At 61.1% G+C, this 23,437-nt stretch carries 20 protein-coding genes; 8 read left to right on the forward strand and 12 right to left on the reverse strand.

The window, feature by feature from the left end:
* Nucleotides 1-7 precede the first annotated feature (7 nt).
* From WCX18_RS02470 to WCX18_RS02515, 10 genes are all read right to left on the reverse strand, one after another.
* Nucleotides 8-916 (reverse strand): RNA pseudouridine synthase, encoded by a 909-nt coding sequence (locus tag WCX18_RS02470; RefSeq protein ID WP_345989268.1) that lies wholly within the window; start codon nucleotides 914-916, stop codon nucleotides 8-10.
* The gene (gene waaA / locus WCX18_RS02475) at nucleotides 913-2,094 is read right to left on the reverse strand and encodes a lipid IV(A) 3-deoxy-D-manno-octulosonic acid transferase (protein ID WP_345989270.1); all 1,182 of its coding nucleotides are present in this window, start codon (nucleotides 2,092-2,094) and stop codon (nucleotides 913-915) included. Before waaA ends, WCX18_RS02470 begins: the two co-directional genes overlap by 4 nt.
* Nucleotides 2,095-2,124: 30 nt before the next feature.
* A complete protein-coding gene (locus WCX18_RS02480) occupies nucleotides 2,125-2,847 on the reverse strand; it encodes a zinc ribbon domain-containing protein (protein WP_345989272.1) in 723 nt (240 codons plus the stop codon).
* A gap of 82 nt (nucleotides 2,848-2,929) precedes the next feature.
* Entirely contained in the window at nucleotides 2,930-3,652 is a 723-nt protein-coding gene (locus WCX18_RS02485; RefSeq protein ID WP_345989274.1) for a Nif3-like dinuclear metal center hexameric protein, read from the reverse strand.
* Nucleotides 3,649-4,374 (reverse strand): NYN domain-containing protein, encoded by a 726-nt coding sequence (locus tag WCX18_RS02490; protein ID WP_345989276.1) that lies wholly within the window; start codon nucleotides 4,372-4,374, stop codon nucleotides 3,649-3,651. The genes WCX18_RS02485 and WCX18_RS02490 overlap by 4 nt, the downstream gene beginning before the upstream one ends.
* Nucleotides 4,371-4,979: a tetratricopeptide repeat protein gene (locus WCX18_RS02495; RefSeq protein WP_345989278.1), complete on the reverse strand. Its 609-nt coding sequence runs from the start codon at nucleotides 4,977-4,979 to the stop codon at nucleotides 4,371-4,373. Before WCX18_RS02495 ends, WCX18_RS02490 begins: the two co-directional genes overlap by 4 nt.
* A gap of 19 nt (nucleotides 4,980-4,998) precedes the next feature.
* A complete protein-coding gene (gene pgeF / locus WCX18_RS02500) occupies nucleotides 4,999-5,748 on the reverse strand; it encodes a peptidoglycan editing factor PgeF (RefSeq protein WP_345989280.1) in 750 nt (249 codons plus the stop codon).
* A complete protein-coding gene (locus WCX18_RS02505; protein ID WP_345989281.1) occupies nucleotides 5,745-7,004 on the reverse strand; it encodes an apolipoprotein N-acyltransferase in 1,260 nt (419 codons plus the stop codon). The genes pgeF and WCX18_RS02505 overlap by 4 nt, the downstream gene beginning before the upstream one ends.
* A complete protein-coding gene (malQ, locus tag WCX18_RS02510; protein WP_345989283.1) occupies nucleotides 7,001-8,491 on the reverse strand; it encodes a 4-alpha-glucanotransferase in 1,491 nt (496 codons plus the stop codon). The genes WCX18_RS02505 and malQ overlap by 4 nt, the downstream gene beginning before the upstream one ends.
* Before the next feature lie 123 nt (nucleotides 8,492-8,614).
* Nucleotides 8,615-9,916 carry an ankyrin repeat domain-containing protein gene (locus WCX18_RS02515; RefSeq protein ID WP_345989285.1) on the reverse strand — a complete coding sequence of 434 codons (1,302 nt, stop codon included), beginning with the start codon at nucleotides 9,914-9,916 and terminating at the stop codon, nucleotides 8,615-8,617.
* 298 nt (nucleotides 9,917-10,214) lie between these two features.
* On the opposite strand from WCX18_RS02515, the gene yajC reads away from it, so the two are divergent.
* From yajC to WCX18_RS02555, 8 genes are all read left to right on the forward strand, one after another.
* On the forward strand, nucleotides 10,215-10,481 hold the full coding sequence (gene yajC, locus WCX18_RS02520; protein ID WP_345986018.1) for a preprotein translocase subunit YajC: 267 nt from the start codon (nucleotides 10,215-10,217) through the stop codon (nucleotides 10,479-10,481).
* On the forward strand, nucleotides 10,471-12,051 hold the full coding sequence (gene secD, locus WCX18_RS02525) for a protein translocase subunit SecD (protein ID WP_345989287.1): 1,581 nt from the start codon (nucleotides 10,471-10,473) through the stop codon (nucleotides 12,049-12,051). The genes yajC and secD overlap by 11 nt, the downstream gene beginning before the upstream one ends.
* Complete coding sequence (gene secF / locus WCX18_RS02530) at nucleotides 12,051-13,022, forward strand: protein translocase subunit SecF (protein ID WP_345989289.1); 972 nt, start codon at nucleotides 12,051-12,053, stop codon at nucleotides 13,020-13,022. The genes secD and secF overlap by 1 nt, the downstream gene beginning before the upstream one ends.
* 166 nt (nucleotides 13,023-13,188) lie before the next feature.
* Nucleotides 13,189-13,527: a DUF6394 family protein gene (locus tag WCX18_RS02535; RefSeq protein ID WP_345986021.1), complete on the forward strand. Its 339-nt coding sequence runs from the start codon at nucleotides 13,189-13,191 to the stop codon at nucleotides 13,525-13,527.
* 65 nt (nucleotides 13,528-13,592) lie between these two features.
* Nucleotides 13,593-16,040: a leucine--tRNA ligase gene (gene leuS / locus WCX18_RS02540; protein ID WP_345989291.1), complete on the forward strand. Its 2,448-nt coding sequence runs from the start codon at nucleotides 13,593-13,595 to the stop codon at nucleotides 16,038-16,040.
* A 10-nt stretch (nucleotides 16,041-16,050) separates the two neighbouring features.
* On the forward strand, nucleotides 16,051-16,569 hold the full coding sequence (locus WCX18_RS02545; RefSeq protein ID WP_345986023.1) for a hypothetical protein: 519 nt from the start codon (nucleotides 16,051-16,053) through the stop codon (nucleotides 16,567-16,569).
* Nucleotides 16,523-17,704, forward strand: coding sequence for a bifunctional folylpolyglutamate synthase/dihydrofolate synthase (locus tag WCX18_RS02550; RefSeq protein ID WP_345989293.1), 1,182 nt, complete (start codon nucleotides 16,523-16,525; stop codon nucleotides 17,702-17,704). The genes WCX18_RS02545 and WCX18_RS02550 overlap by 47 nt, the downstream gene beginning before the upstream one ends.
* A gap of 66 nt (nucleotides 17,705-17,770) precedes the next feature.
* Nucleotides 17,771-20,755 carry a DEAD/DEAH box helicase gene (locus WCX18_RS02555; RefSeq protein ID WP_345989295.1) on the forward strand — a complete coding sequence of 995 codons (2,985 nt, stop codon included), beginning with the start codon at nucleotides 17,771-17,773 and terminating at the stop codon, nucleotides 20,753-20,755.
* Nucleotides 20,756-20,863: 108 nt separating this feature from the next.
* Here WCX18_RS02555 and WCX18_RS02560 read toward each other — a convergent pair whose 3' ends face one another.
* Together WCX18_RS02560 and WCX18_RS02565 are read right to left on the reverse strand one after the other, a co-directional pair.
* Nucleotides 20,864-21,382: a hypothetical protein gene (locus WCX18_RS02560; protein WP_345989297.1), complete on the reverse strand. Its 519-nt coding sequence runs from the start codon at nucleotides 21,380-21,382 to the stop codon at nucleotides 20,864-20,866.
* A gap of 252 nt (nucleotides 21,383-21,634) precedes the next feature.
* Nucleotides 21,635-23,368, reverse strand: a complete 1,734-nt coding sequence (locus tag WCX18_RS02565; protein ID WP_345989299.1) for a protein adenylyltransferase SelO family protein — start codon at nucleotides 23,366-23,368, stop codon at nucleotides 21,635-21,637.
* Nucleotides 23,369-23,437 lie beyond the last annotated feature (69 nt).

Below are 23,437 nucleotides of genomic sequence, written 5' to 3' on the forward strand. Positions count from 1 at the left end.
GGGTGTGTCAGGCCGAGAAGTGGATGAAGAGCTTCGGTTCGGGCGTTTCGAACGTCATGCCGAGGAGTTCGACTTTCTTGGCGTGCAGCATCACGCGCTGGCTGCGGCGCCCGCCGTACTGCTCGTCGCCGATGATCGGGTGTCCGAAAGCGCGCAGGTGGACACGGATCTGGTGGGTCCGCCCGTGGTGGATGATCAGTTTGAGTTTGCTTTTTTTGGCGGAAACTTCCAGGGGGAAGATCTCGGTGACGGCCGGCTTCCCTTTTTTGGAGATCTTGGAGTGGGCTTTGCCGTGGCGTTTCTCCGTCAGAATGGGCTCATCCATCACGGCCTCTTCGGTCACGACCCCTTCGACCCAGGCGATATACTCTTTATAGACCTCGTCGTTCTTGAAGGCTTCGATCGCCTTCTCGCGGAACGCTTCATTCTTGACCAGCATCAGCACCCCGCTCGTTTCCCGGTCGAGCCGGTGCAGCAGACGGGTCCCCTTGAACTGGCGTTCGACTTCGTCGGCGTTGAGGAAGGCGGGCTTGTCGACGACGATCAGATCGTCGTTCTCGAAGATCGGCCGGATGCGCTCGACTTTCTGGACTCTGAACTCCGTCTTGAGCGACAGTTCGCCCCGTGCGATCATCACCTTCTGGTTCCCGACGTAGACGAGGCCGCGGTCGATCAGCTCCTTGGCTTTGGCATTGGAGATCCCCTCCTGCGCGGCCAGCAGTTTATAGGCTTTGTCGGAGGGGCCGCTCGGACGCGCCTGGACGTAACGGCTCTCCTGCTCATCGGCAGTCCCGGCGCGCTGCGGGGCGGCTTTTTTGCGGCCGGCGTCTTTTTTGGCGAAGGCCTTGGATTTGATCTTGTTTTTGGCTTCGAGTTTTTTGCTCTGGCCGCGGTAGTCGTTCGGGGATTTTTTCATGAGATGTTCTCCTTGTCGAGATAGTCAAAAAAGGGTTGGAGATCGACGCTTCCGTTGATGGCGGCGGGGCGGAGCTGTTCGGCCTGTCCCAGCGCTTCGGTAAGCGCGTCGTTCTCGACGACGGAAATATTATCGACGTAGCGCATCAGTTCGCGCTGGTTGAAAAAGTGGGTCCCCGTAATGGTCCGGCAGCCGAAATGGGCCGGTTCGAGCGGGTTGTGGCCTCCGACGTCCGCTTTGAAGGCACCGCCGAGGACGGCGATGTCGCTGATGGCGTAGAGGTTGTTGAGCTCGCCCATGACGTCCACGAGCACGATGACATTCTCTGTGAGCGCTTCGATCCCGCCGTCCCTGCTCCAGCGGGCGATGCGTTCGCCGTCGCACTGCTGGTGCAGCATCTCCCAGACGGCGTCGAAGCGCTCCGGGTGGCGGGGGACGACGAGCAGACGGCTGTCGGGGTGCGCGGCATAGCGGGAGCGGAAGGCTTCGAGGATCATCGCCTCCTCCCCCTCATGGGTGCTTGCGGCGACGATCGTCTCGCCCTCGGGTTTGGCGTACGTTTTCGCGGCGGTGACGCTTTGCGCCAGCTTGATATTGCCGATCACTTCGATGTTGGCGGCGCCCAGCTGCTCGAAGCGGGCCTTGTCGGCCTCGCTCTGGCAGAAGACCTTGTCGACCCGTGCAAAGAGGCGGCGGTAGAACCAGCGCAGCTTCAGGTATTTGGGGAAGCTGCGCTCGGAGAGCCGCGCATTGAGCAGGATGATGCGGGCCCCTCTGGCGCGGGCAACGGCAAAGAGGAGGTACCAGAACTCCGCTTCGAGCACGACGAGCGCGCGCTGGGGTCTGACCCAGAACGGCATAAAAAGCTCGTAGGGGAGATAGCGGTGCTGCGCGCCGTACCCTCCGGCGACATCCTGCCCGGTCTGCGTGATGGTCGTGATGCGCACCTCCTCCGCAGGGAGCGGGTCCAGCAGCGGTTTCAGCGCGCGCGTTTCGCCGACGGAGCAGGCATGGAACCAGATCCCTCCCGGCGCCATCGGCGGGTTGCGTCTGAGAAAGAAGCGTGCCGGGATCGATCGGCGGTATTTCGGACGCAGGCTGAACAGCAACAGCAGGGGAAGTGCGGCAGCGTAGAGCAGGGCGCTGAGCAGGAAATAGATGAGTGAAAACGGCTTCATAAGGGTGCCGTGCAATAGGGGGTGCGAAGCTTACGCTTCGGCAGTCGCTTCCTCTTCGAGGTAGAGGATACGTCCGCAGTGCGGACAGGTTGTGATCTCTTCACCCTTGATGACGTCGGCGTAGACCTTGTCGCTGATGACCATGAAACAGCCCATACACGCCTGGTTGCGTACCGGGACGGCCGTGGTGTTTTTCGCCCAGCGGCGGATCTTCTGGTAGAAGGAGAGCCCCTTCTGGTTCATCTGGGAAACAAGTTCCTGCTTGCGGGCAAAGACCTGCTGGCGTTCGCTGTCGATCTCGGCCAGTTTCGCATCGACATCCTCTTTGACGCTGCCGAGGTTCGCATCGAGCTCGTCCATCTGGACCTTGAGTTCATTGACACGCTCGGTCTTGCTCTCGATGATGCGGTCGAGGCGCTCGATCTCTTCGTTGGCGAAGCTGATCTGCTCCTTGGCGATCTCCTCTTCGAGCTGGAGGGATTTCATCTCTTTCTCGGTCTTGATCTCCGCGCTCTTTTTGCGGTTCTCTTCGAGTTTCTGGGAGAGTTCCGCGAGGTGCAGCTCGTTCTTCTTGTGCTTGAGCTGCTCGTCCTTGATCTCGTTTTCGAGACCGTCGATGTTGCTCTCGAGGCTCTCTTTTTTGACAAGAGCCGACTCGTATTTGTGGTTGGCCGCTTCGATCTGCGGGTCGAAAGCGTCGATCTCTTTGTCGATCTTGGAAAGGTCGATCAGTTGTTTGAGGTGCTTATTCACAGAAGATTCCTTTATCCGTGGGAAAGTTTGAAACAGCATTGTTTGCAATGCCGCTACCCGTTGCCGTCGGAGGCTACTACGATCAATAATATGTGAACGGGTTTTTCGATGACGAAATTATAACCGTTAATCCGAAATTTTTCAAATGCGGGGCAAGGACCTCGGGGAAAAAGCGTTCGCTTTCAAAGTGGCCGATGTCGATCATGGAGCGTCCGAGGGCTTTGGCCTCCATGGCGTCGTGGTATTTGATGTCGCCGGTCAGCAAACAGTCGGCCTCGAGCCCGCGCATCAGGGAGGCGCCGGAGCCCGTCACCAGCGCGACGCGGCGGAGCCGCTCGTGGCATTTGACGGTTTTGAGCTGGGCAAGGCCGAAACGCTCCGCGACGTTGCGGGCGAAGCTGTCGAAATCCTCGTCGACGTCGAAATAGGCGACGAAACCCTCCTGCTCGATCGCGCTCTGCCCAAGGATCTGCTCTGCGACCCAGCGGTTGAGGTGGGTCTGGTCAAAGTTGGTGTGCATGGCGATGTTGGCGATGTTTTTCTTGACCATCGTCTGCAGCAGTTTGGCCGGGTACTGGGTGAAATCGAGTGCGTCGAGCCCCCCGAAGATCAGGGGGTGGTGGGTGACGAGGAGGGTGCCCTCCTCGAGCCCCTCCAGCAGCGCCTCGTCGACGTCGATGCTCAGTACGATCGTCGTGATCTCCTGGGCCGGATCGCCGACGATGAGGCCGGAGTTGTCCCACTTCTCCTGCAGTTCAAAGGGCGAAAGGGCGTCGAGGGCGTCGTAAATGGCTCCCAGCGTCATGCGCGGTATCTCCTTTTCTTGTGTTTGTTCCGGATAAAGAGGCCGCGGGTATTGGTAAGAGGGTCTTCGTCTTTGAAATCGAACGCCTCCGTGGCGCGGATCAGTTCGCCGAGCTTTTTGAAACCGTAGCTGCGGGGGTCGAAGTCGGGGAGCTTGTTGGCGACGAGCTGCCCGACCATCCCGAGGTTGGCCCACCCCGAATCGTCGGCGGCGTCGTCGACGGCGTCGCGCAGGAGTTCAAGCAGCTTTTTCTCCTTCGTCACGTCGACGCTCTCTTTCGCGATGACGTCCCTGCGCAGGTTCTCGGTATAGATGAATTTGTCGCAGGCGCTGAGGAAGGGCTTGGGCGTTTTGCGTTCGCCGAAGCCGTAGACGCTGACGCCGCTCTCCCTGATGCGGCTGGCCAGGCGGGTGAAGTCGCTGTCGCTGGAGACGATGCAGAAGCCTTCGAAATTCCCCGTGTAGAGCAGGTCCATCGCGTCGATGATCATCGCGCTGTCCGTCGCGTTCTTGCCCGTCGTGTAGCCGAACTGCTGGATGGGCTGGATGCCGTGTTCGAGCAGGTGGGCTTTCCACCCCTTGAGCTGGGTCGAGGTCCAGTCGCCGTAGATGCGCTTGACGCTGGCGATGCCGTACTGGGCGATCTCGTCGAGGAGCCCTTCGATAATGGAGGGCTGGGAGTTGTCCGCGTCGATGAGGACGGCGAGGCGCTGCTGGTTCACTGCAACCGCTCCAGGGCTTCAGTCGCCTCGGGGTAGTCCGGGCGCAGCTCCAGCGCTTTTTCGAACATCATGCGCGCCCCTTCCATGTCCCCTTTTTCGATAAGCAGCCGTCCGTAGTTGTAGTAGGTCTCTTCGAAACTGTCGTCGATGTCGACGGCACTCTTGTAGTGCTCCTGCGCCTCGTCCAGGCGCCCCAGCTTCCGCAGGACCGCGGCGACGGCGTTGTGGGTCAGGTCGTCGCCCGGATCGAGGGTGAGCGAACGGTTGTATTTCTGCAGGGCCTCTTCGTTCTCCCCCTCTTTAAAGAGGATGAAGGCGAGTTTGTTCAGCACCTCGGGGTTGTCCGGGTCCTGCTTCTCGGCCCGTTCCAGGTAAACCCGCGCTTCGGAAAGGTTCCCCTCGCCGTAGGCCGTATCGGCCTTGTCGATCAGGGTGTCGAGCTCCTGGGCGCCGGGATGGGAAGGGCGTGCGGGTTCGGACTGGGGCGGTGCGTCGGTATGGGAGGGGAGTTTCGTCTCTCCTTCACCGAGGGATTGGACAAATTTGTATATCTGCCAGGCGAAAAAGGCGGAAGCGGCAAAGAGGATAATCTGGAAGAGGGTCAATCGGGAGCCTTTTTGGGAACTATTTTAGCATAATGATCCCCGCTTGTCGTCCCGTCGTGCCGCCCTCGGCCCGATAGGAGAAAAAGCGGTCGGTGCGGCAGGCGGTACAGCTGCCGATGTTCTCGATATGGCCGGCCGGAAGGCCCGCCGTTTCAAGCTGCTGCAGGAGGATGGCGTTGACGTCAAGATAGCGGCGCCCGTCCCGGAAAGAGAGAGCCGTGCCGCAGCCGGCCGCTTCGACCTCTGCGGCGACCTCCGGGCCGATCTCGTAGCAGCAGCGCCCGATCGAAGGTCCCAGCACCGCCAGCAGGTCGGCCGGGTCGCTTCCGTAGGCGTCGTGCATCGCGGCCACGGTTTTGCCGACGATGTTCTTCAGCGCACCGGCCCGGCCGGCATGCACGGCGGCGACGGCGCGGCGGCGCGGATCGAAGAGCAGCACGGGGGTGCAGTCGGCGATCATCACCATCAGCGGCTGTCCCTCAAGGTCGGTCATCAGCGCGTCGCATTCGGGCCGGCTCTCGAAGCCCATCTCCGGGGTGCAGCGCACGATCCGGTCCGAATGGACCTGGCGCATATGGACGAGCCGTTCAGGTGTGTAGCCGAGCCGTTCGGCCAGCAGAACGTGGTTCGCATCGACGGCGGCGGCATCGTCCCCGACGTGGTAGGCGAGGTTGAGCGAGGCATACGGGAGCGTACTGCCGCCCCCCTGCCGTTCGGTAAAGGCGTGCGAGAGGCCTTCAGCTTCGGCGAGGAGCTTGGACAGGATCATTCGATTATTCCCGTCCCCGCGGCGTTGGCCACGTGGAAGATGAGGGTGTGGTGGCGCCGGGCGTAGTAGCGCATCAGCAGCTGCTGCAGCGTCGGTTCGATCGAGGGGGTGAACCAGGCGTTGTTGCTGATGGCGATCATGTACTCCGGATCACCGGCAAAAAGTGCGTCGGTCGTCGCCTCGTAGCAGACGGCGTTGCGGAAAAGGGTGCCGCCGAGCAGGAAGTCGGTGGGGTGGTCCGCGGCGAGGTAGTCGGAAGCGCCGTCGAAAACCACCTCGTTGACCCAGCCGCCCAGCCATTTGGGCAGGGGAATGTATTCGCCGAAGGGCACGAGGACCATCTTCTTGGCGACTTCCATCTCCCCGTTGTGGAAGAAGTAGGTGACGTTGTAGTTGTTCCCGTCTTCAAACAGCAGGCCCCCCGTCACAATGGCGATCTTTTCCGAACGCGCTTTAAGTTCGTCGATCAGCTCCGGCGCCTTGTTCAAGAAAAGCGGGAAAACCGACTCCGGAAGAATGATGAGGTCGTAGCCTTCCTGAGCGGCGTCGTCGATACGCGCCAAATTGCCCAGGATGGTCGGCATCCGGTTGGAGGGTTCCCATTTGAGCTCCTGGGGGACGGCCGTCGCGGCAAGCTTGATTTTGAGTGGCGGCGTGTAGGGCGGCGTGTAGGCGGGTGCGTAGGCGCCGGCGAGCAGCAGCAGGGCGGCGAAGCGCAGCGGCGTCTTTAACGTTGCCGCGGCGGCAAGGGCAATGAGGATGAGGGCGAACTGCCATTTTTCAACACCGAGATAGCTGTGCAGCAGTGGCAGCTCCGGGACCATCCAGTTGAAGCCCATCGGCGCGACGAAGGTGAGCCCGAAGAGCAGAACGGCACGTATTAACGGCTGTTCACTCAGGGCGAGGACGCCGAAATAGAGAAGGTAGACGACCCCGAAAAGCAGGGTCATCAGCGGCATCGCCCAGGGCATGCCGTAGTAGCGGAAGCTGAAGCCGATCCAGTAGAACCAGAAGATGCCGATCAGAAAGCCTGCCTGCAGCACGGTGCGGCGCGGGGCGGCGAGCAGCCCGTAGTAGGCGGCGAGGGCGAGGAGGGTTTCGACGGCGGCAATGTGCGGCAGGGCGAAATAGTCGACGTAGATAAAGGCCGAGAAGGCGAACGCGATCGTAAAGGCGACGGCCAGCGACTGGAAAAACGGCATCCGTTTCCGCGATGCTTCCATAGCCCGGTCCCCCTCTTTGGCGCGGAACATCATGCCTGCGCCACCTGAAAGCGGCCGTAAAGATCAAGCATGCCCCGCAGGTTCTCCCAGGGGGCGTCGTCAAACTGCGGCGCCGTGACGCGCCAGTGCCAGTTCCCCTCCGCCGTGCCGGGCGTATTCATCCGCGCATCGGAGCCCAGCCCCAGCAGGTCCTGCAGCGGCAGCACCGCGAGGTTGGCCGTACTGGCGAGCGCCGTGCGGTTGAGGCTTTCGTGAAACGCCTCCCAGGGGCAGTGGAGGTAGCGCATCGTATGGGCGCGCTCGGCCTCTTCAGGCGGGGCCGCATAAAACCAGCCGTTGGTCGTATCGTTGTCGTGGGTACCCGTGTAAACGACGCAGTTGCGAATATGGTTGTGGGGCAGGTAGGGGTTGCCGGCGTCGCTGCCGAAGGCGAACTGCAGGATCTTCATCCCCGGCAGTCCGTAGTCGTCGCGCAGTGCCTCCACCTCGGGGGTGATGATGCCGAGGTCCTCGGCGATGATGGGCAGCTCCTGGCCGAGGGCGCGGCGGAAAGCGTCGAAGAGTTTGGCGCCCGGGCCGGTGATCCACTCGCCGTTCATCGCCGTCTCCTCGTCTGCGGGGACGGACCAGTAGGCCTCGAAGCCGCGGAAATGGTCGATACGCACCCAGTCGTGGAGCTCCAGGGCCCCCTTCAGGCGGGCGACCCACCACTCATACCCCTCCTGTTCCAGCCGTTCCCAGTCAAAAAGCGGGTTCCCCCAGCGCTGGCCGGTTGCGCTGAAGTAATCCGGCGGCACGCCCGCCACTGCGGTGGGCTGCAGGTCGTCATCAAGCTGAAAGTACTCGGGGTGCGCCCAGACGTCGGCGCTGTTCATCGCGACGTAAATGGGAAGGTCGCCGATGATCTTCACCCCCTTGGCGTTCGCGTATTCGCGCAGGGCCTCCCACTGGTCGTAAAAGCAGAACTGCACGAAACGGTGGTAAGCGGTTTCGTCTTTGAGAATATTCGCGTAGTAGGCCAGGGTTTCGGGCTCGCGTAGGCGGATGTTCTCCGGCCATTCGTTCCAGACGCGTTCGTTGAAGTAGGTTTTCAGCGCCATGAAAAGCGCGTAGTCATCAAGCCAGGCGGCATGGTCGCTACAAAAGGCGTCAAAAGCCGCTGTCGGGCGGAAACGGGCATGGGCTTTTTCCAGCATTGCCGTATTGCGGCTGATGACACTGTCAAAATCGACGGCACTGCCCCCATCGGAGCGGGGCGGGCGTTCGGACTCCTGCAGCAGGCCCGAGGCGACAAGAAGGTCGGGGTCGATCAGCAGGGCGTTGCCGGCAAAGGCGGAGTAGCACTGGTAGGGGGAGTGCCCGAAGCCCGTCGGGCCCAGCGGCAGGATCTGCCAGTAGCCGACCCCGGCGGCGGCGAGCCGGTCGACCCACGCCCGGGCCTCAGTGCCGAGGGTGCCGATGCCCCAGGGACCGGGCAGGGAGGTGGGGTGGAGCAGGAGTCCGGCGGCGCGCGGCATCATAAGAGGGTCCTTGAATCGGGGGTGTTCTTTATTGCGGATTATAGCCAATTGCGCGGAGTTGTGGTTGATACGTTTTCGGGCACGGTGATGAAACGGCGAGCCGTACTGCCGGCGCCGGTGCCGTTACCGCTCTTTGAGCTCTTTGATGACGAGCGTGCCGTCGGGCAGAATGCGGTAGGAGACAAAGGCGATCTCTTTCCCCCGTTTCCGTGCATTCTCTTCAAGCTGGGCATAGACGAGCATACTGTAAATTTGGGAGTCGCGTTTTTTGTCGAGGAGGTCTATCAGGCCCGTACCGTTGTTGTCCCTGACATGGATATCGGCGCCTCTGCGCAGGAGCGTGTTGATATAGTCGATGTTTCTGTTCAGGACGGCATAGTAGAGCGGTGTGCGTCCCAGCGCATCTTTGGCGTTGAGGTCCAGGTGGGTGTCCAGCAGGCGGGAGAAGGGTACGAAATACTCTGTCGGGTTCTTGACGAGCGCGAAAAGTTCGGCGGTGTATTGCGGTTCAAGCTGCTGCCGTTCCGCCCAGGTCACCGTAAGAAGATTGATTTTTTTGTCCTTGTGATCCTTTTGGTCCGTCGGGGAGGAAAGAATGATCATCAAAAATATCGAAAAACCAGCGGCGAGGATGACATATGCGGTAATCGTCTTGAACCGGCTGTAGAAATACAGGAGGCTCATCATGTATTCGAACGGTTTGCCGAAGGAGAGATGGGATAACGGCGAGGGGGCCGGGATGTCGGAACGTGCATCCCACAGGGGCACCTCCAGAAAGTCGCTGATCCTCTGTCCCTGCTTTGTGACCGTATTGGCATCGTTGTGCTCGATCACGGCGGCGCGCTTCCCGTCGGCGAAGACCAGATTGAGTTCGTGCTTATAGTAGGATTTGCTGTCGTGGTCTCCCGGGATGAACCGCTTGAGCAGCTGCACGGCATGGACGTTTTTCAAGGAGTGGTACCCGTTGATGGCATGCGGGTTGATTACCTTTGACGGTTCATCTTCCCCCCGCCAGAACGCGCTGACGGCCTTGTCGATGACGATCCGCTTCCTGCCGCTGAAATAGAAAAAGACGCTCAGTCCGGTAAAGGAGAGTGTGAAGAGCAGGAAAAGCAAGGGGTCCGATTGGCTCCCCAAAACGTCGGAGAAGGCCAGAAAAAGGGAACCGGCGGCTCCGAAAGAAAAAAGAAGGGTGAACAGGAGCGACTGAAAACTTCTCCGAAACTCCATCCGGTCTTCATTGACGCGGACGAGACGGTGGGTCTTGAAAGCGTAGCCGCTGTTGCCCAGAGGCTTCCAGGTGGTTTTCAAGACGACGGGATCGTCCGTTCCGAGGTATTCCGGCATCTCGCTCGGCCGGATAGGAACGGTTCTTTCACCGTCGTCGGCAGTGTTGATCTGTATATAGTCACGAATATCCGGCAAAGCGGCTCCCTGTGTGATGACTTTTTCTCAATAACGTTCCCGTTCGCGGCGGCATGGCGCCGTTGACCGGTTTGGTAATTCTAACTGTAAACAGATGAAAATGTTAATAAAAAATAGAAAAAGTGCCAGAGAAACAGTGTGCGTACCCGGAATGCAAGCCAATGCAATGGAACGGTCGGAAGAAAGTGCAGGGGCGGTAATAGCTCTTGCAGGGCACACTAACTTCGTTTTTACGGTTGCTTAAGTATAATGGCACGGATTTTGGGGCACGACCCCGCATAATAGAAGGATACACCCAATGGAAATCATCGGACAGTTACTGCCCTTTATCTTTTTGATCGCGATCATGTACTTCATCATCATCCGCCCGCAGCAGCAGCAGGCGAAGAAGCACAAGGAGATGGTTGAAAACCTGAAAAAAGGGGACAAGATCGTCACCTCCGGCGGTCTGATCGCCGAAGTCAAAAAGGTGGAAGAGACATTCTTCTCCGTTACGCTTGCCGACAACGTGACAGTGAAACTGACCAAAGACGCCGTTGCGCGAAAGTTCGAGGATGAAGCTTAACTTCAGAGTAATCGTCTTCGCAGCCGCGATCCTTTTCGGGGTGGTCTTCTCCGTCCCGTCGCTGCTGCAGACCGATAAAGGGACGAAGATCACCCTCGGGCTTGACCTGCAGGGCGGTCTGCACATGCTGCTCGGCGTCAAGACCGAAGAGGCGGTCAACTCCCGTCTCAAGGCGATCGCTTCGGGAATCAACCACTTCAGCGAGCGCGAAGAGGTCCTCATCGACGGTCTTGCCGCCGACGACGAATCGGTCCGTTTCACGCTGCTCGACGGCGACGATGCGCCGGCGATGGACAAGATGCTGGCCGATATCGAAGGGCTCAGCGTCGTGCACGAGGCGGAGAGCTACCGTCTCTCCCTCACGCCCGAAGCGGTGCAGAAGACCCAGAAGCAGGCGGTCGACCAGGCGATCGAGACGATCCGTAACCGTCTCGACCAGTTCGGCCTCGCCGAACCGACGGTCGCGCGACAGGGCGAGGATAAAATCCTCGTCGAACTGCCGGGGATCAAGAGTGCCGAAGAGGAGCAGCGCGCACGCGAGCTGATCTCCCGCGCGGCGAAGCTCGAGCTGATGGCCGTGGACGAAGAGCGGAAGATGCGCGCCTATACGATGACAGCGGACGAGGCGGCACGCTTCGGCGATGTCATCCTTCCCGATGCGGAAAAGGCGGGCGGCAAGTACCTTGTCCGCGAGATTCCGATTCTTGACGGCTCCATGCTGACCGATGCCCAGGTGGCCTTCAACCAGAACAACCAGCCCGTCATCAACTTCTCGCTTAACTCCGAGGGTGCGCAGATCTTCGGCGACTTTACCGGCAAGAACGTCGGCAACCACCTCGCCATCGTCCTCGACGGCCAGGTCTACTCCGCCCCGGTCATCAACGAGCGTATCGGCGGCGGCCACGGCCAGATCAGCGGGAGCTACACGGTCGAACAGGCCCAGGACCTCGCGATCGCGCTGCGTTCGGGTGCGCTGCTCGCCCCGATCTTTATGCTGGAGAAACGCTCCGTCGGACCGAGCCTCGGCGCCGACAGCATCAAGGCGAGCATGATCGCGCTGATCGGCGGTTTCGTCCTCGTTTTCGCCTTTATGATCGTCTATTACAAGATGGCGGGGATCATTGCGAACATCGCGCTGGTGGCGAACCTCTTCCTCATCATCGCGGTGATGGCGATGTTCGGCGCGACGCTGACCCTGCCGGGGATGGCGGGTATCGTCCTGACCGTCGGTATGGCGGTGGATGCCAACGTCATCATCTCCGAACGGATCCGCGAGCTGCTCTACCAGGGCGTCTCCATCCATAAAGCGATTGAAGAGGGGTACGCCAACGCGATGCGCGCCATCCTCGACGCGAACATTACGACCCTGATCGCGGCGATCGTCCTTTACGTCTACGGGACGGGAGCCATCAAGGGCTTCGCGATTACGATCAGCATCGGTATCCTTGCTTCCATGCTGACGGCGATCCTCGGCACGCACGGCATCTACGAGATGCTCGAAACACGTATTGCTAAGAGCAAGAACGTCGGCTTCTGGTTCGGCGTCAGTAAAAAGAAGGCGGCGGCATAATGGAATTTTTCAGACAGACGAAAACCATCAACTTTATGGGCCAGTCCAAGATCGCCATCGCGGTCTCCATCGTGCTGGTCCTCATCTCCTGGGGGATTTTGGCGGCCAAGGGGCTCAACTACGGCATCGACTTCGCCGGCGGTACGATCGTCCAGGTGAAATACGAGGGCGCGGCGCCCATTGACACGGTCCGCGACACCCTGGCCACCAACCCGCTCTACGAGGGGGCGCAGATCACCGAGTTCGGTTCGCCCGAAGAGATCATCATCCGCCTCAAAACTTCCAGCAAAGACGTCCAGTCCGATATGGGCGACGTGACCCGTGAGGCCCTTAAGGGCACGGGCAGCTTCGAAGTCCGCCGGGTCGATATCGTCGGGCCGAAAGTCGGCGGCGAACTGCGCGAAAAAGGCGTCATGGCGATGCTGCTGGCGATCCTGGGGATCCTCATCTACGTCGCAGTCCGCTTCGAGTGGCGCTTCGCCGTCGCCTCCATCGCGGCGCTGATCCACGACGTCTCCATCGCGATGGGCGCGATCTCGCTCTTCGCCATCGACGTCAACCTCGACGTCCTGGCGGCGCTGCTGACCCTGCTGGGCTATTCGCTCAACGACACGATCATCGTCTTCGACCGTATCCGCGAAGGGGTGACCGCGTCGAAGAGCATCGAGCTCGCCGACGTCATCAACGAGTCGGTCACGAAGACCCTCTCGCGTACGACGCTGACGTCACTGACGACCTTCTTCGTCGTCCTGACGCTCTTCATGTTCGGCGGGGAGATCATCCACGCCTTCGCCTTTACGCTGCTGGTGGGCATCATCGTGGGGACCTACTCCTCCATCTTTGTCGCCTCGCCGATTCTGATGTGGTTCGGCTTCAATGTCGGCAACTACCGTACGAAACTGGCCGAAGCGGCCAGACGCCGCGCCGAAAAAGAGAAGATGCGGTCCATGTACGAACAGGGGACCGTTTAATTTGAAACGGCATCCGGAACAAAACAAGGGTACCGCTCGCAAAGCGATGTTTCCTTGAAAGTCCCGTATGCCTACGCTTGGCGCTATGCCGCTAAAGCACAAAAATGCTTTCGGCATTTTCGTAGACCAGGGTTAATGGTAAAATTAGCCCAAAAAGGAGCAATCTATGGATTGGGGTAAAGTAATCTACGTCTTTTTTACGCTGATGAGTCTGACGTCGACGGCGGGGTTCCTCTATGAACACGGTCCCGTCTCCCTCTTCGTCGCGGCGAGCCTGAACCTCGTCTCGACGATCCTCAAGATCGGGGTGCGCAACCTGCTCTCGGCCGAACTGCTCGCCAGTTCGCTCGTGGCGGACCTGCACCTGATCCCGGCGTTCATCTACCTTGTTGTCGTCGGCAACATGGACGTCGCGGTCGCCCTGACCATCGGCGCCCTGATCGCCAACGTCTTCTCCATGGGCCTCGTCTATATCGAAAGCTCCAAAACGCGAGAAGAGTACTAATCCGGCGCCCGGCGCCGGTTCCCGAAATACAGTGAGGGGGCTGCGGCCCGCCTCGAGGAGTCACCTTGCAATACAACCCGTCCGAAATCGAAACCAAGTGGCAGGCGTTCTGGGATGCCGAGCGCAGCTTTGAACCCTCCGATGATCTCACGAAGCCGAAAAAGTATGTCCTGAGCATGTTCCCCTACCCGTCGGGGCGTATCCACATGGGCCACGTGCGCAACTACACCATCGGCGACGCCTTCGCGCGCTACTACCGCCAGCAGGGCCTGAACGTCCTGCACCCCATCGGATGGGACAGCTTCGGGATGCCGGCGGAGAACGCGGCGATCAAGCACGGGGTGCACCCGAAAAAGTGGACCTACGAGAACATCGACTACATGCGCAAAGAGCTCGCCACCCTGGGGCTCTCCTTCTCCAAGGAGCGCGAGTTCGCCACTTCCGACCCGCTCTATACGAAGTTCGAGCAGGGCTTCATCATCGACCTCTTCGAGAAGGGGCTGCTCTACCGCAAGAAAGCCTTCCTCAACTGGTGTCCGCACGACCTCACGGTCCTGGCCAACGAGCAGGTCGTCGACGGCTGCTGCTGGCGCTGCGACACCCCCATCGTCAAGAAAGAGATGCACCAGTACTACCTGCGCATCACCGACTACGCCGACGAGCTGATCGACGACCTTAAACAGCTGGAAAAGGGGTGGCCGAAGCAGGTCCTCTCCATGCAGGAGAACTGGATCGGCCGCAGCAGCGGGCTCGAGTTCACCCTGCACCTCGAGGAGCACTCCAAGAAACTGCTGCGCGACCGGTTCAACGGATTCGACGTCTACACGACGCGCCCGGACACGATCTACGGCGTCAGCTACACGGCCCTCGCGCCGGAGCATGAACTGGTCACCTACATGATCGAGAACGGCCTGCTCGACCCGGAAGTCGCCGCCGCGATCACGGTCATGAAGAACAGCAGCTCCATCGACCGCCAGAAAGAGAAGCACGGTGTCGCGCTGGGCATCAATGTCGTCCACCCGCTCACGGGAGCGATGGTGCCGGTCTGGGTCGCGAACTTCGTCCTGATGGATTACGGCTCCGGCGCGGTCATGGCCGTCCCGGCGCACGACGAGCGCGACTACGACTTCGCGACGAAGTACGGCCTGCCGGTCACGCCGGTCATCGCCCACCCCGACGAGGGGGTCGTCGAAGGCAAGGCGATGACGGAACCGGGCATGCTCTTCAACTCCGGCGACTTCAGCGAGATGATGAGCGACGCGGCGAAAGAGGCGATCATCGCCCGTTTCGAAAACGACGGCATCGGCAAGCGCGTGACGAACTACCGCCTCAAGGACTGGGGCATCAGCCGCCAGCGCTACTGGGGCGCCCCGATCCCGCTCATCCACTGCCCGGCCTGCGGGATCGTCCCGGAGAAAAAAGAGAACCTGCCGGTCGAACTCCCCGACGACGTCGAGATCACCGGCGAGGGGAACCCTCTGGAGCACCACCCCACGTGGAAACAGTGCAGCTGTCCCAAATGCGGCGGCGCGGCCGAGCGCGAAACGGACACGATGGACACCTTTATCCAGTCGTCGTGGTACTTCCTGCGCTACACGGCGGGACGCGCTACCTGGGAAAAAGAGGCCTTCGACAAGGAGGAGCTCGCCTACTGGATGAACGTCGACCATTACATCGGCGGGATCGAGCACGCCATTTTGCACCTGCTCTACAGCCGCTTCTTCACCAAAGCGCTGCGCGACCTCGGCTACGTCGACGTCAAGGAGCCCTTCGAGCGGCTGCTGACCCAGGGGATGGTCCTCAAAGACGGCGCGAAGATGAGCAAGTCCAAGGGCAACACCGTCGACCCTGATGCCCTGATCGAGAAGTACGGCGCCGACACGGCCCGCCTCTTCATCCTCTTCGCCGCACCGCCGACCCAGGAGCTGGAGTGGAACGACAGCGCCGTCGAGGGGGCCTACCGCTTCCTGCGCCGTTTCCACGACCGCAGCGAAAAAGCTGCGGCGACGGATACCCTGCCGGCAATCGACCACGCCGCTCTCTCCAAAGAGGAGAAGGCCGCGCGCAAGAAGGTCTATGAAGCGCTGGTGCGCGCCAACGACGTCTTCGGCGAACGCTACACCTTCAACACGATGATCGCCGGGGTCATGGAGGCGATGAACGCCCTGAACGAGCAGGAGAACGCAGCGGTCTGGACGGAAGCGTACTGGGTTCTCACCTCATTGATGGAGCCCATCGTGCCGCACGTCTGCTGGGAGATCAGCGACCGCCTTTTCGGCCGCAAAAACCTGGGCGCACAGGTCGTCAAAGAAGAGGTCTTCGCCCTCGATACGATCACGCTCGGCGTCTCCGTCAACGGCAAGAACCGCGGCCAGATCGACGTGGCGCCGGATGCGTCCAAAGAGGCGATGATCGAAGCCGCCAAGGCGATCATCCCGCAGTGGCTCGAGGGCAAGACGGTCGTCAAAGAGATCGTCGTGCCGAACAAGCTCGTCAACATCGTCGTCAAGTAAGGAAGAGATCATGGGTGGAATGCAGCGTTTCGGTTCGGTACTGGTCGCCGCGGCGCTGCTGGCGGGGTGCGGCTACAAGCCGACGAGCCGGGCCGTCAAGCCGGTGCTGCAGGAGAGCGTCAGCACGAAGGTCGTCATCTCCATGCAGGACCCGGACAACACCGTCTACATCAAAGACGCCCTCGATCAGGCCGTCGTCAACCGTTTCCGCACCCGCCTGACCGACGAGGCGCACGCCAGCACCCACCTGACCATCTCCCTGCGCAATGTCGTCTTCACACCGGTGCAGTACGACACCAACGGCTACATCGTCGCCTACCGCGCCATCGTCACCCTCGACGTCGACCGTCAGCGTGGGGAAGAGACGCGCCGTTACAATGCGCGGGGAAGCTACATTTTTACCATCGAACCCAACGCCATCATCTCCGACCTCGTCCGTTTCGAGGCGATCAAGTACGGCTCGGAGAAGGCGCTCGACAGCTTTGTCGCCCAGGTCGCGGGCGAGGGGGCCTCTGCTGAAGTACGCTGACTTCCTCGACGCGAAACCGCTCTACTACGACAAGATCGACCTGGAGCGGATGCCGCGGGCCTGGGAACAGGTCAAATCCCGTGTCACGCTGCCGAAGATCATCCACCTCGTCGGCACCAACGGCAAGGGGACGACGGGGCGCTTCCTCGCCTCGGCCCTCCTGCATGCCGGTTACAGCGTCGGCCACTACACCTCCCCCCACATCCTGCGCTTCAATGAACGCCTCTGGCTGAACGGCAGCGATGCTACTGACGAACAGCTGCAAAGTGCCTTCGAGAAGGTGCTGGGGTGGCTGGATACGGAGACAGCCGGGGCGCTGAGCTACTTCGAGTTCACGACCCTGATGGCCGCGGCGCTCTATGAGCCCTGCGACTACGTCGTCATGGAAGCGGGCCTCGGCGGCGAGTTCGACGCGACCGCCGTCTTCCCCAAAACGCTCACCCTCGTCACCCCCATCGACCTCGACCACCAGGCCTTCCTGGGCGACACCATCGAATCAATCGCCGCGACGAAACTGCGGGCGATGGGGCCGACGGTGATCCTGGGACTGCAGCCCCACGAGGTCGTCTACCGCGTTGCAGAAGCGATCGCCGCGGAGCGGGGCGCGACCCTGCTGCGCTGTGAACGGCTGTTAGACCAAGATGCTATAATGGCGCTTCAACAGACGGCCGGGCGTCTGGAGCTGCCGGAGTACCTCCGCGACAATCTCCTGCTCGCCGCCGCCGCGATGCACGTGCTCGGCGTCCCCTTCGACGCACAGAGCTTCAGCGCGCCGCTCTTCGGCCGCCTCTCGCGGATCGCCCCGAACGTCTGGCTCGACGTGGGCCACAACGTCCTCGCCGCCCGTGCCATCGCACGCGAGCTCGGGGCGCAGAAGGTCGTCCTCGTCTACAACAGCTACGGCGACAAGGACTACGCATCCATCCTCGCCGCGCTCCGCGATAACATCGAGCGCGTCGAGCTGATCGAGGTGCAGAGCGAACGTGCCGCCGCCCGCGATGCGCTCGTCGGGGCGCTCGAAGCGCTGGATATCCCCTACCGTTCTTTCGAAGGGGTGCAGGCACAGAAAATGTACCTGGTCTTCGGCTCGTTCAGCGTGGCGGAGGCCTTTATAAAAATGACGGGATTGAAATGAACCACACAGTGACGGCGCCCCTGCGCATAGCGCCGAAAACCTTCCGCAACGATACGGCACGCTGAGATGCAGGCCAAGCTCTACGCCTACCTGAAAAAGGGTGGCCTCCCCGACGTTCTCATCTGTGAAGACGCCGCCGAAGCGCAGCAGCTCCGCGACCTCTGCCGCTTCAAGGAGATCGACGCGGTTGTCCTCCCCGATTTCCGCGCGACCTGGCTTGATGACCTGCGCCCCTTCAGCGAAGAGCTGAGCCAGATGGCCGAGGCGCTGCGGCACTACTACGAGGCAGACAAGAAGCCCCTCGTCATCGCGCCGTTCAAGAGCCTGCTCTTCCCGCTGCCCAAAACGCACCTGCTGCGCACGAAGCAGATCGCCTTCGGCGACCGCCTCGACCTAGGAGCCCTCAAGACGGAGCTGCTGCACTGGGGCTACAGCTTTGTCGACCTCGTGGAGGTGGAGGGGGAGGTCTCCTTCCGCGGCGACATCATCGACGTCTTCGCCCCCGGTACGGAAAGCCCCTACCGCATCTCCCTCTTCGACGACGAGATCGAGCAGATCAAGGCCTTCGAGGTGGAGACCCAGCGCACCGTCGGCGAGGAGCTGGAGGGCTTCGAGCTGCACAGCGCCCCCTACGCCTTTGACGAGGCCGGGTACGAGCGCATCGTCGCCGCCGTCGAAGCCTCGACGAGCGACAGCTTCGTCAAGGACATCGACTCCCTGGGCTTCTGGTACCTGGGCGACGACGCCGAGAACTTCCTCGAGGGCAAAAAGGTCGCCGCCGTCAAACGCCTCGACGCGATGATAGGCGAGGCCTACACCCTCAACACCCCGCAGGTGCCGCAGGGCGTTTTCGAATCCGTCGCGGTGCTCCCCGAAGACGACCGGGTCAAGGCCCTCGCGGTCACCGACGTCAAAACCCTGCTGGAGGTCCACCCGAACAAGAAGGTGACCATCATCGCCAGCAGCGACGCGCAGCTGAAGCAGGCGGGCCTCTTTGACACGCGGGGGCTCACCGTCAAACGCTCCGGCGAGATCGTCAACCTCATAACCGACACCGAGCTCATCATCTCGCTGAACAAACCGGTGCGCAAAAAGCGCCGCCGCAAGAGCAGCCTGCTCCTCGACGACCTCAAGCCCGGCGACTACGTCGTCCACGAGGATCACGGGGTCGGGATCTTCGAGGCCATCGAGCAGGCGGAGATCCTGGGCTCGGTGCGCGACTTCATTGCCATCCGCTACCAGGGCGACGAGCGGGTCCTGCTGCCGGTGGAGAACCTCGACGCCATCGACCGCTACATCGCGGGCGCCGGGGCGCCGCCGGTGCTCGACCGCCTGGGCAAGGGGAGCTTCGGACGCCTCAAGGAGACCGTGCGCAAACGCCTCTTCGAGATCGCCTCGGAGATCGTCAACACGGCCGCCCAGCGTGCGCTCATCAGCGCCCCCGTCATCGAGACCGATGCCAAAAAACTGGCGGCGTTCCAGGCGGAGGCGGGCTTCGAGTACACCGAGGACCAGGCGCGCTCCATCGCCGAGATCATCGCCGAGATCGGCAGCGGCCTCGTCATGGACCGGCTCCTCAGCGGGGACGTCGGCTTCGGCAAGACCGAGGTGGCGATGAACGCGATGTTCGCCGCGGCACAGGCGGGGTACCAGTCGGCCGTCATCGTGCCGACGACCCTGCTGAGCTCCCAGCACTTCGCCTCGCTCAAGGCGCGCTTCGCCGAGTATGACTTCCGCATCGCCAAGATCGACCGCTTCGTCACGCCGAAGGTGAAGAAGGCCGTCGAGGCGGGGCTGGCCGAGGGGACCATCGACATGGTCGTCGGCACCCACGCGCTCTTCGGCACGAAGTTCGCCAAGCTGGGCCTCGTCGTCATCGACGAAGAGCACAAGTTCGGGGTGAAGCAGAAAGAGAAGCTGAAAACCCTCTACGAGAAGACGCACCTGCTCACCATGAGCGCCACGCCGATCCCGCGCAGCCTCAACCAGGCACTCTCTTCCATCAAGACCCTCAGTACCCTCATGACCCCTCCGGGTGAACGGCAGGGGGTAAGGACCTTCGTCAAGGCCTACGACGAAAAGCTCGTCAAAGAGGTCATTTTGCGCGAGCTGCGCCGGGGTGGGCAGGTCTTTTACGTCTACAACTCCATCGACCACATGCCGATCAAGCTGGGCGAGCTCAAGGCCATCCTCCCGGACCTGCGCATTTTGATGCTCCACTCGCAGGTGGGCGCCGTCGAGACGGAGAAAGAGCTGCTCAAGTTCCAGGACGGCGAGTACGACCTCATGCTCGCGACTTCCATCATCGAGTCGGGCATCCACATGCCGCGGGTCAACACGATGATCATCGACGGGGCGGACCGCTTCGGCATCGCCGACCTGCACCAGCTCCGCGGCCGCGTCGGCCGGGGCCATACGGAGGGGTATGCCTACTTCATCGTCGAGGACAAGGAGCTTATTACCGAGGAGGCGAAGAAGCGCCTCATCGCCCTGGAGTCGAACTCCTTCCTCGGCAGCGGTTCCGTGCTGGCCTACCATGACCTCGAAATCCGGGGCGGGGGGAACCTCGTGGGCGACGCGCAGAGCGGCCACATCAAGAACATCGGCTACTCTCTCTACCTGCGGATGCTCGAGGACGCCATCAAGGAGCTGAGCAACAAGAAAGAGACGCCCAAGGCGAAGGTGGACCTCAAGCTCGCCGTCAGTGCCTACATCAGCGACGAGCTCGTCGCCGAGGACCGCCTGCGCCTGGAGCTCTACCGCCGCCTCAGCCTCTGCGAGACCCCGACGGAGGTCTACGAGATCGAGGAGGAGGTCACGGAGCGCTTCGGACGCCCGGACGGCCCGACGAAGCAGTTTTTCGAGCTGATGGTCATCAAACTGATGGGGCTGGAGAAGCACATCAAGATGCTCAGCTCCTACGGCCAGAACATCACGGTAGAGTACCTGAGCGGCGCTAAAGAGTACGTCACCGCCGACAGCAAAGACGACGACGACATCATCAAGGCGGTCCTGCACTACCTGCGCACGGCGAAACCGAAGGTGCTGTAAAGCGGCCTGGATTCTCGGCGTAACAGAGTGTGATGCCGGGGAAAGTGTTGAAAGAGAGCTGAGAGGGCTGACCGCCGGGGCCCCGGCGGCTGCGGGAGAAGCGGCAGCCTAGGCGATCTTGAGCGCACGCGCCTCTTCGTAGCTTTTGGACGCCGCGCGCAGGGGGGTTCTTTTGAGCTCGTCGTAGATGGTGTCGAGTTTCTCTTCGGAATCCATGCGCTTGAGCTCTTTCTTGTCCAGGTCGGCGGCCTCGACAAGCTCGTTCCAGACGGAGCTTTCGTCCAGCGAAAAGGCGTGGACGCTGATGCCCTCGTAGTCAAAGACGGCATCGCCGGCGATGTCGGTGAAGTAGAACGCCGTCAGGGTTTCGGGGGAGAAGAGGCCTTTGTAGCGTGCGAAGGCCGCTTCGAAGTCGTCGAAACTTTCCAGCTCCCCGGCGAAGAAGAGCATCTTATCGTCGTCCGCGACGGCAATGGCCTGCTTGAGGACGGTCAGGGGCTTCGTCTTGCCCTCGGTGACGACGAGCGCGCCGCGGTAGCCGTAACGGCCTGCTACGCCGAGTGCGCCTTTGAATGACGGCTGCCATTCGAGTTTGTTTTCATAGATGTAATCGATCGGTGTTCCCATGGGAGTTCCTATGTGTGAACCCATCGTAAAAAAGTCATGAATGAACGAAATATTATCTCTGCTTCCGCGTTCTGAAATCTTTGCAATGCAATTCGAGATGTGCTTCGTTCAAGTTGTGTGCGAGCACCGGAATAAGAGATAGCTGCCGTTACGCTTGTAAGAAGAACAAAACGAATGCATATACCGTGCTACGGCCGGAAGACGGCCGCGGAAAAGGCGGTGGCGCTGTTACACGCGCACTATTGCTTGCATTTAAGAGGAACAGGTGACGTGGGAGATACCGGCGATCTCGAAGAACTCCGTGGGCTTTTTGCTGTAGTACTTTGCCGCTACTGCTTCGGACTGCTCGGCGTAGGGGTCGGTCATGACGGCCTGCAGCTCCTTGATGAGCGTATAGTCCCCGTCGGCGGCCTGCTGGTAGGCCGGGACGAGGAACCACTCCCTCAAGGTGTACTTGGGGTTGACGGATTTCATCCAGCGTGAGAGCTTTTCGCGGGATTCCGGCGACGCGGCGTTGATGTCGTCGGGGTTGGTCGCCTGTACGACACCCTTCCATTTTTCCAGCCATTCGCTCCAGCGCTCCAGCAGCGCGGCATCTTTGACCCCGTCACCGTAAAAGCTCTTCGTCAGCGGGGCGATATCTTCGGGCACGGATGAGAGTTCGCGGAAGAAGATGGTGTAATCCACCCCGGTCTCGATCATCAGCGTCACCAGTTCGTTGAACAGTGCCGCATCCAGCTGATGCAGTCCCAGCTTTGACGCCCACATGGGTATCATTTTCCCCTGCATCGCTCTTGCAAATCTTAAAGTCAGCATGTCCAGCTCGTTCACGGCCTTTTCATCAGACGTCAGCAGCGGCTTCAGCGCGCTGCAGAACATGGCAAAGTTCGTCTCCGCCGCCTGGGGCTGGTTGAGGAAGGAGAAGTGGTCTCCTCCGCCCGTCCACGGCTGGTAGCGCGGGTCGAACATTTCGATGAATCCGAAGGGGCCGTAATCGAGGGTGAAGCCGCCGGCGGCAGTGTTGTCGCTGTTGAAGTTGCCCTGGCAGTACCCCACGCGTATCCACTCTGCCACCAGCGTGGTGAGACGGTCGCGGAACGCCGTTGCCAGCAGGAGCACCTTGTCCCGGAGGGGCAGCGCGGCATCGATCACATCTTTGTATTCGCGGTCGATGAGGTGCAGGACGATCTGCTCGAGCTCCTCCAACGCCTTGGGGTGCTCGTTCTTGCGCGCACGCCGGCCGAAAAGCTCGACCTGGCCCACCCGGATAAAAGAGGGGGCGACCCGCGTCGTGATGGCCACGGCCTCCTCGAGCATGACTTCGGGGTTTCGCGAGTAGGAGCCGTTGTTGAACCACGGCCTTGCAACCGTCTCCGTCTGGGAGGTGTAGAGGCTCAGCGAGCGCGACGTTTTTACGCCCAGGGCGTGCATGTGCTCCTGCGCCAGAAACTCGCGGATGCTCGAACGCAGCACGGCGCGGCCGTCGGCACCCCGGCAGTAGGGTGTCCTGCCGCCGCCTTTGAGCTGCATCTCCCAGCGCTGCCCGTTGATGACCGCTTCGAGGATGGAGACCGCGCGGCCGTCGCCGTAGCCGTTGCCCGTACGGAAGGGGCACTGCTCATAGTACTCGGTCCCGTAGATGGAAAGCGCGTACCCAGTCGCCCAGCCCCGGCGGCGCAGCGGCTCCGGGAGCTGCGAACTGTCGCCTGTAAACATCCGCATAAACTCCTCCGAGGTCGCCAATGAGTCGCTAAAGCCCAGTTCGCGAAAAAAAGTCTCGCTGTGCGCGATGTACACGGGGGTTTCTATGGGCGTAGGGTTCACAGGCACATAATGCCCGCTGAAGACCTGCCGCGGCGCGTGGTCAACGCCGTCCGCCGTCGCTTCGGGGTCGGGGGTCAACGTGTCCATGAGCGAATAATCCGCCAGCGCTGCGAGATCGTCAAGGCTCTTTACCGCTGTAGGGTTGTCAAATGTTGCTTTCATACATATATTCCTTTTGCCTTCACGTTGGGCATGCAAAAATGGTTCGGTTATCTCTTTAGAGGTGCCCTT

This window comes from Sulfurimonas sp. HSL1-2 (assembly GCF_039645565.1).
GTDB classification, from domain to species: domain Bacteria; phylum Campylobacterota; class Campylobacteria; order Campylobacterales; family Sulfurimonadaceae; genus Thiomicrolovo; species Thiomicrolovo zhangzhouensis.

What these genes read in the sequence shown, in the direction of transcription:
- WCX18_RS02505 (WP_345989281.1), bottom strand. Translation starts at nt 7,004, where the DNA reads ATGATGTTCCGCGCCAAAGAGGGGGACCGGGCTATGGAAGCATCGCGG.
- WCX18_RS02545 (WP_345986023.1), top strand. Translation starts at nt 16,051, where the DNA reads ATGGGTGGAATGCAGCGTTTCGGTTCGGTACTGGTCGCCGCGGCGCTG.
- malQ (WP_345989283.1), bottom strand. Translation starts at nt 8,491, where the DNA reads ATGATGCCGCGCGCCGCCGGACTCCTGCTCCACCCCACCTCCCTGCCC.
- WCX18_RS02565 (WP_345989299.1), bottom strand. Translation starts at nt 23,368, where the DNA reads ATGAAAGCAACATTTGACAACCCTACAGCGGTAAAGAGCCTTGACGAT.
- yajC (WP_345986018.1), top strand. Translation starts at nt 10,215, where the DNA reads ATGGAAATCATCGGACAGTTACTGCCCTTTATCTTTTTGATCGCGATC.
- WCX18_RS02555 (WP_345989295.1), top strand. Translation starts at nt 17,771, where the DNA reads ATGCAGGCCAAGCTCTACGCCTACCTGAAAAAGGGTGGCCTCCCCGAC.
- pgeF (WP_345989280.1), bottom strand. Translation starts at nt 5,748, where the DNA reads ATGATCCTGTCCAAGCTCCTCGCCGAAGCTGAAGGCCTCTCGCACGCC.
- WCX18_RS02535 (WP_345986021.1), top strand. Translation starts at nt 13,189, where the DNA reads ATGGATTGGGGTAAAGTAATCTACGTCTTTTTTACGCTGATGAGTCTG.
- WCX18_RS02560 (WP_345989297.1), bottom strand. Translation starts at nt 21,382, where the DNA reads ATGGGAACACCGATCGATTACATCTATGAAAACAAACTCGAATGGCAG.
- waaA (WP_345989270.1), bottom strand. Translation starts at nt 2,094, where the DNA reads ATGAAGCCGTTTTCACTCATCTATTTCCTGCTCAGCGCCCTGCTCTAC.
- secF (WP_345989289.1), top strand. Translation starts at nt 12,051, where the DNA reads ATGGAATTTTTCAGACAGACGAAAACCATCAACTTTATGGGCCAGTCC.
- secD (WP_345989287.1), top strand. Translation starts at nt 10,471, where the DNA reads ATGAAGCTTAACTTCAGAGTAATCGTCTTCGCAGCCGCGATCCTTTTC.
- WCX18_RS02470 (WP_345989268.1), bottom strand. Translation starts at nt 916, where the DNA reads ATGAAAAAATCCCCGAACGACTACCGCGGCCAGAGCAAAAAACTCGAA.
- WCX18_RS02485 (WP_345989274.1), bottom strand. Translation starts at nt 3,652, where the DNA reads ATGACGCTGGGAGCCATTTACGACGCCCTCGACGCCCTTTCGCCCTTT.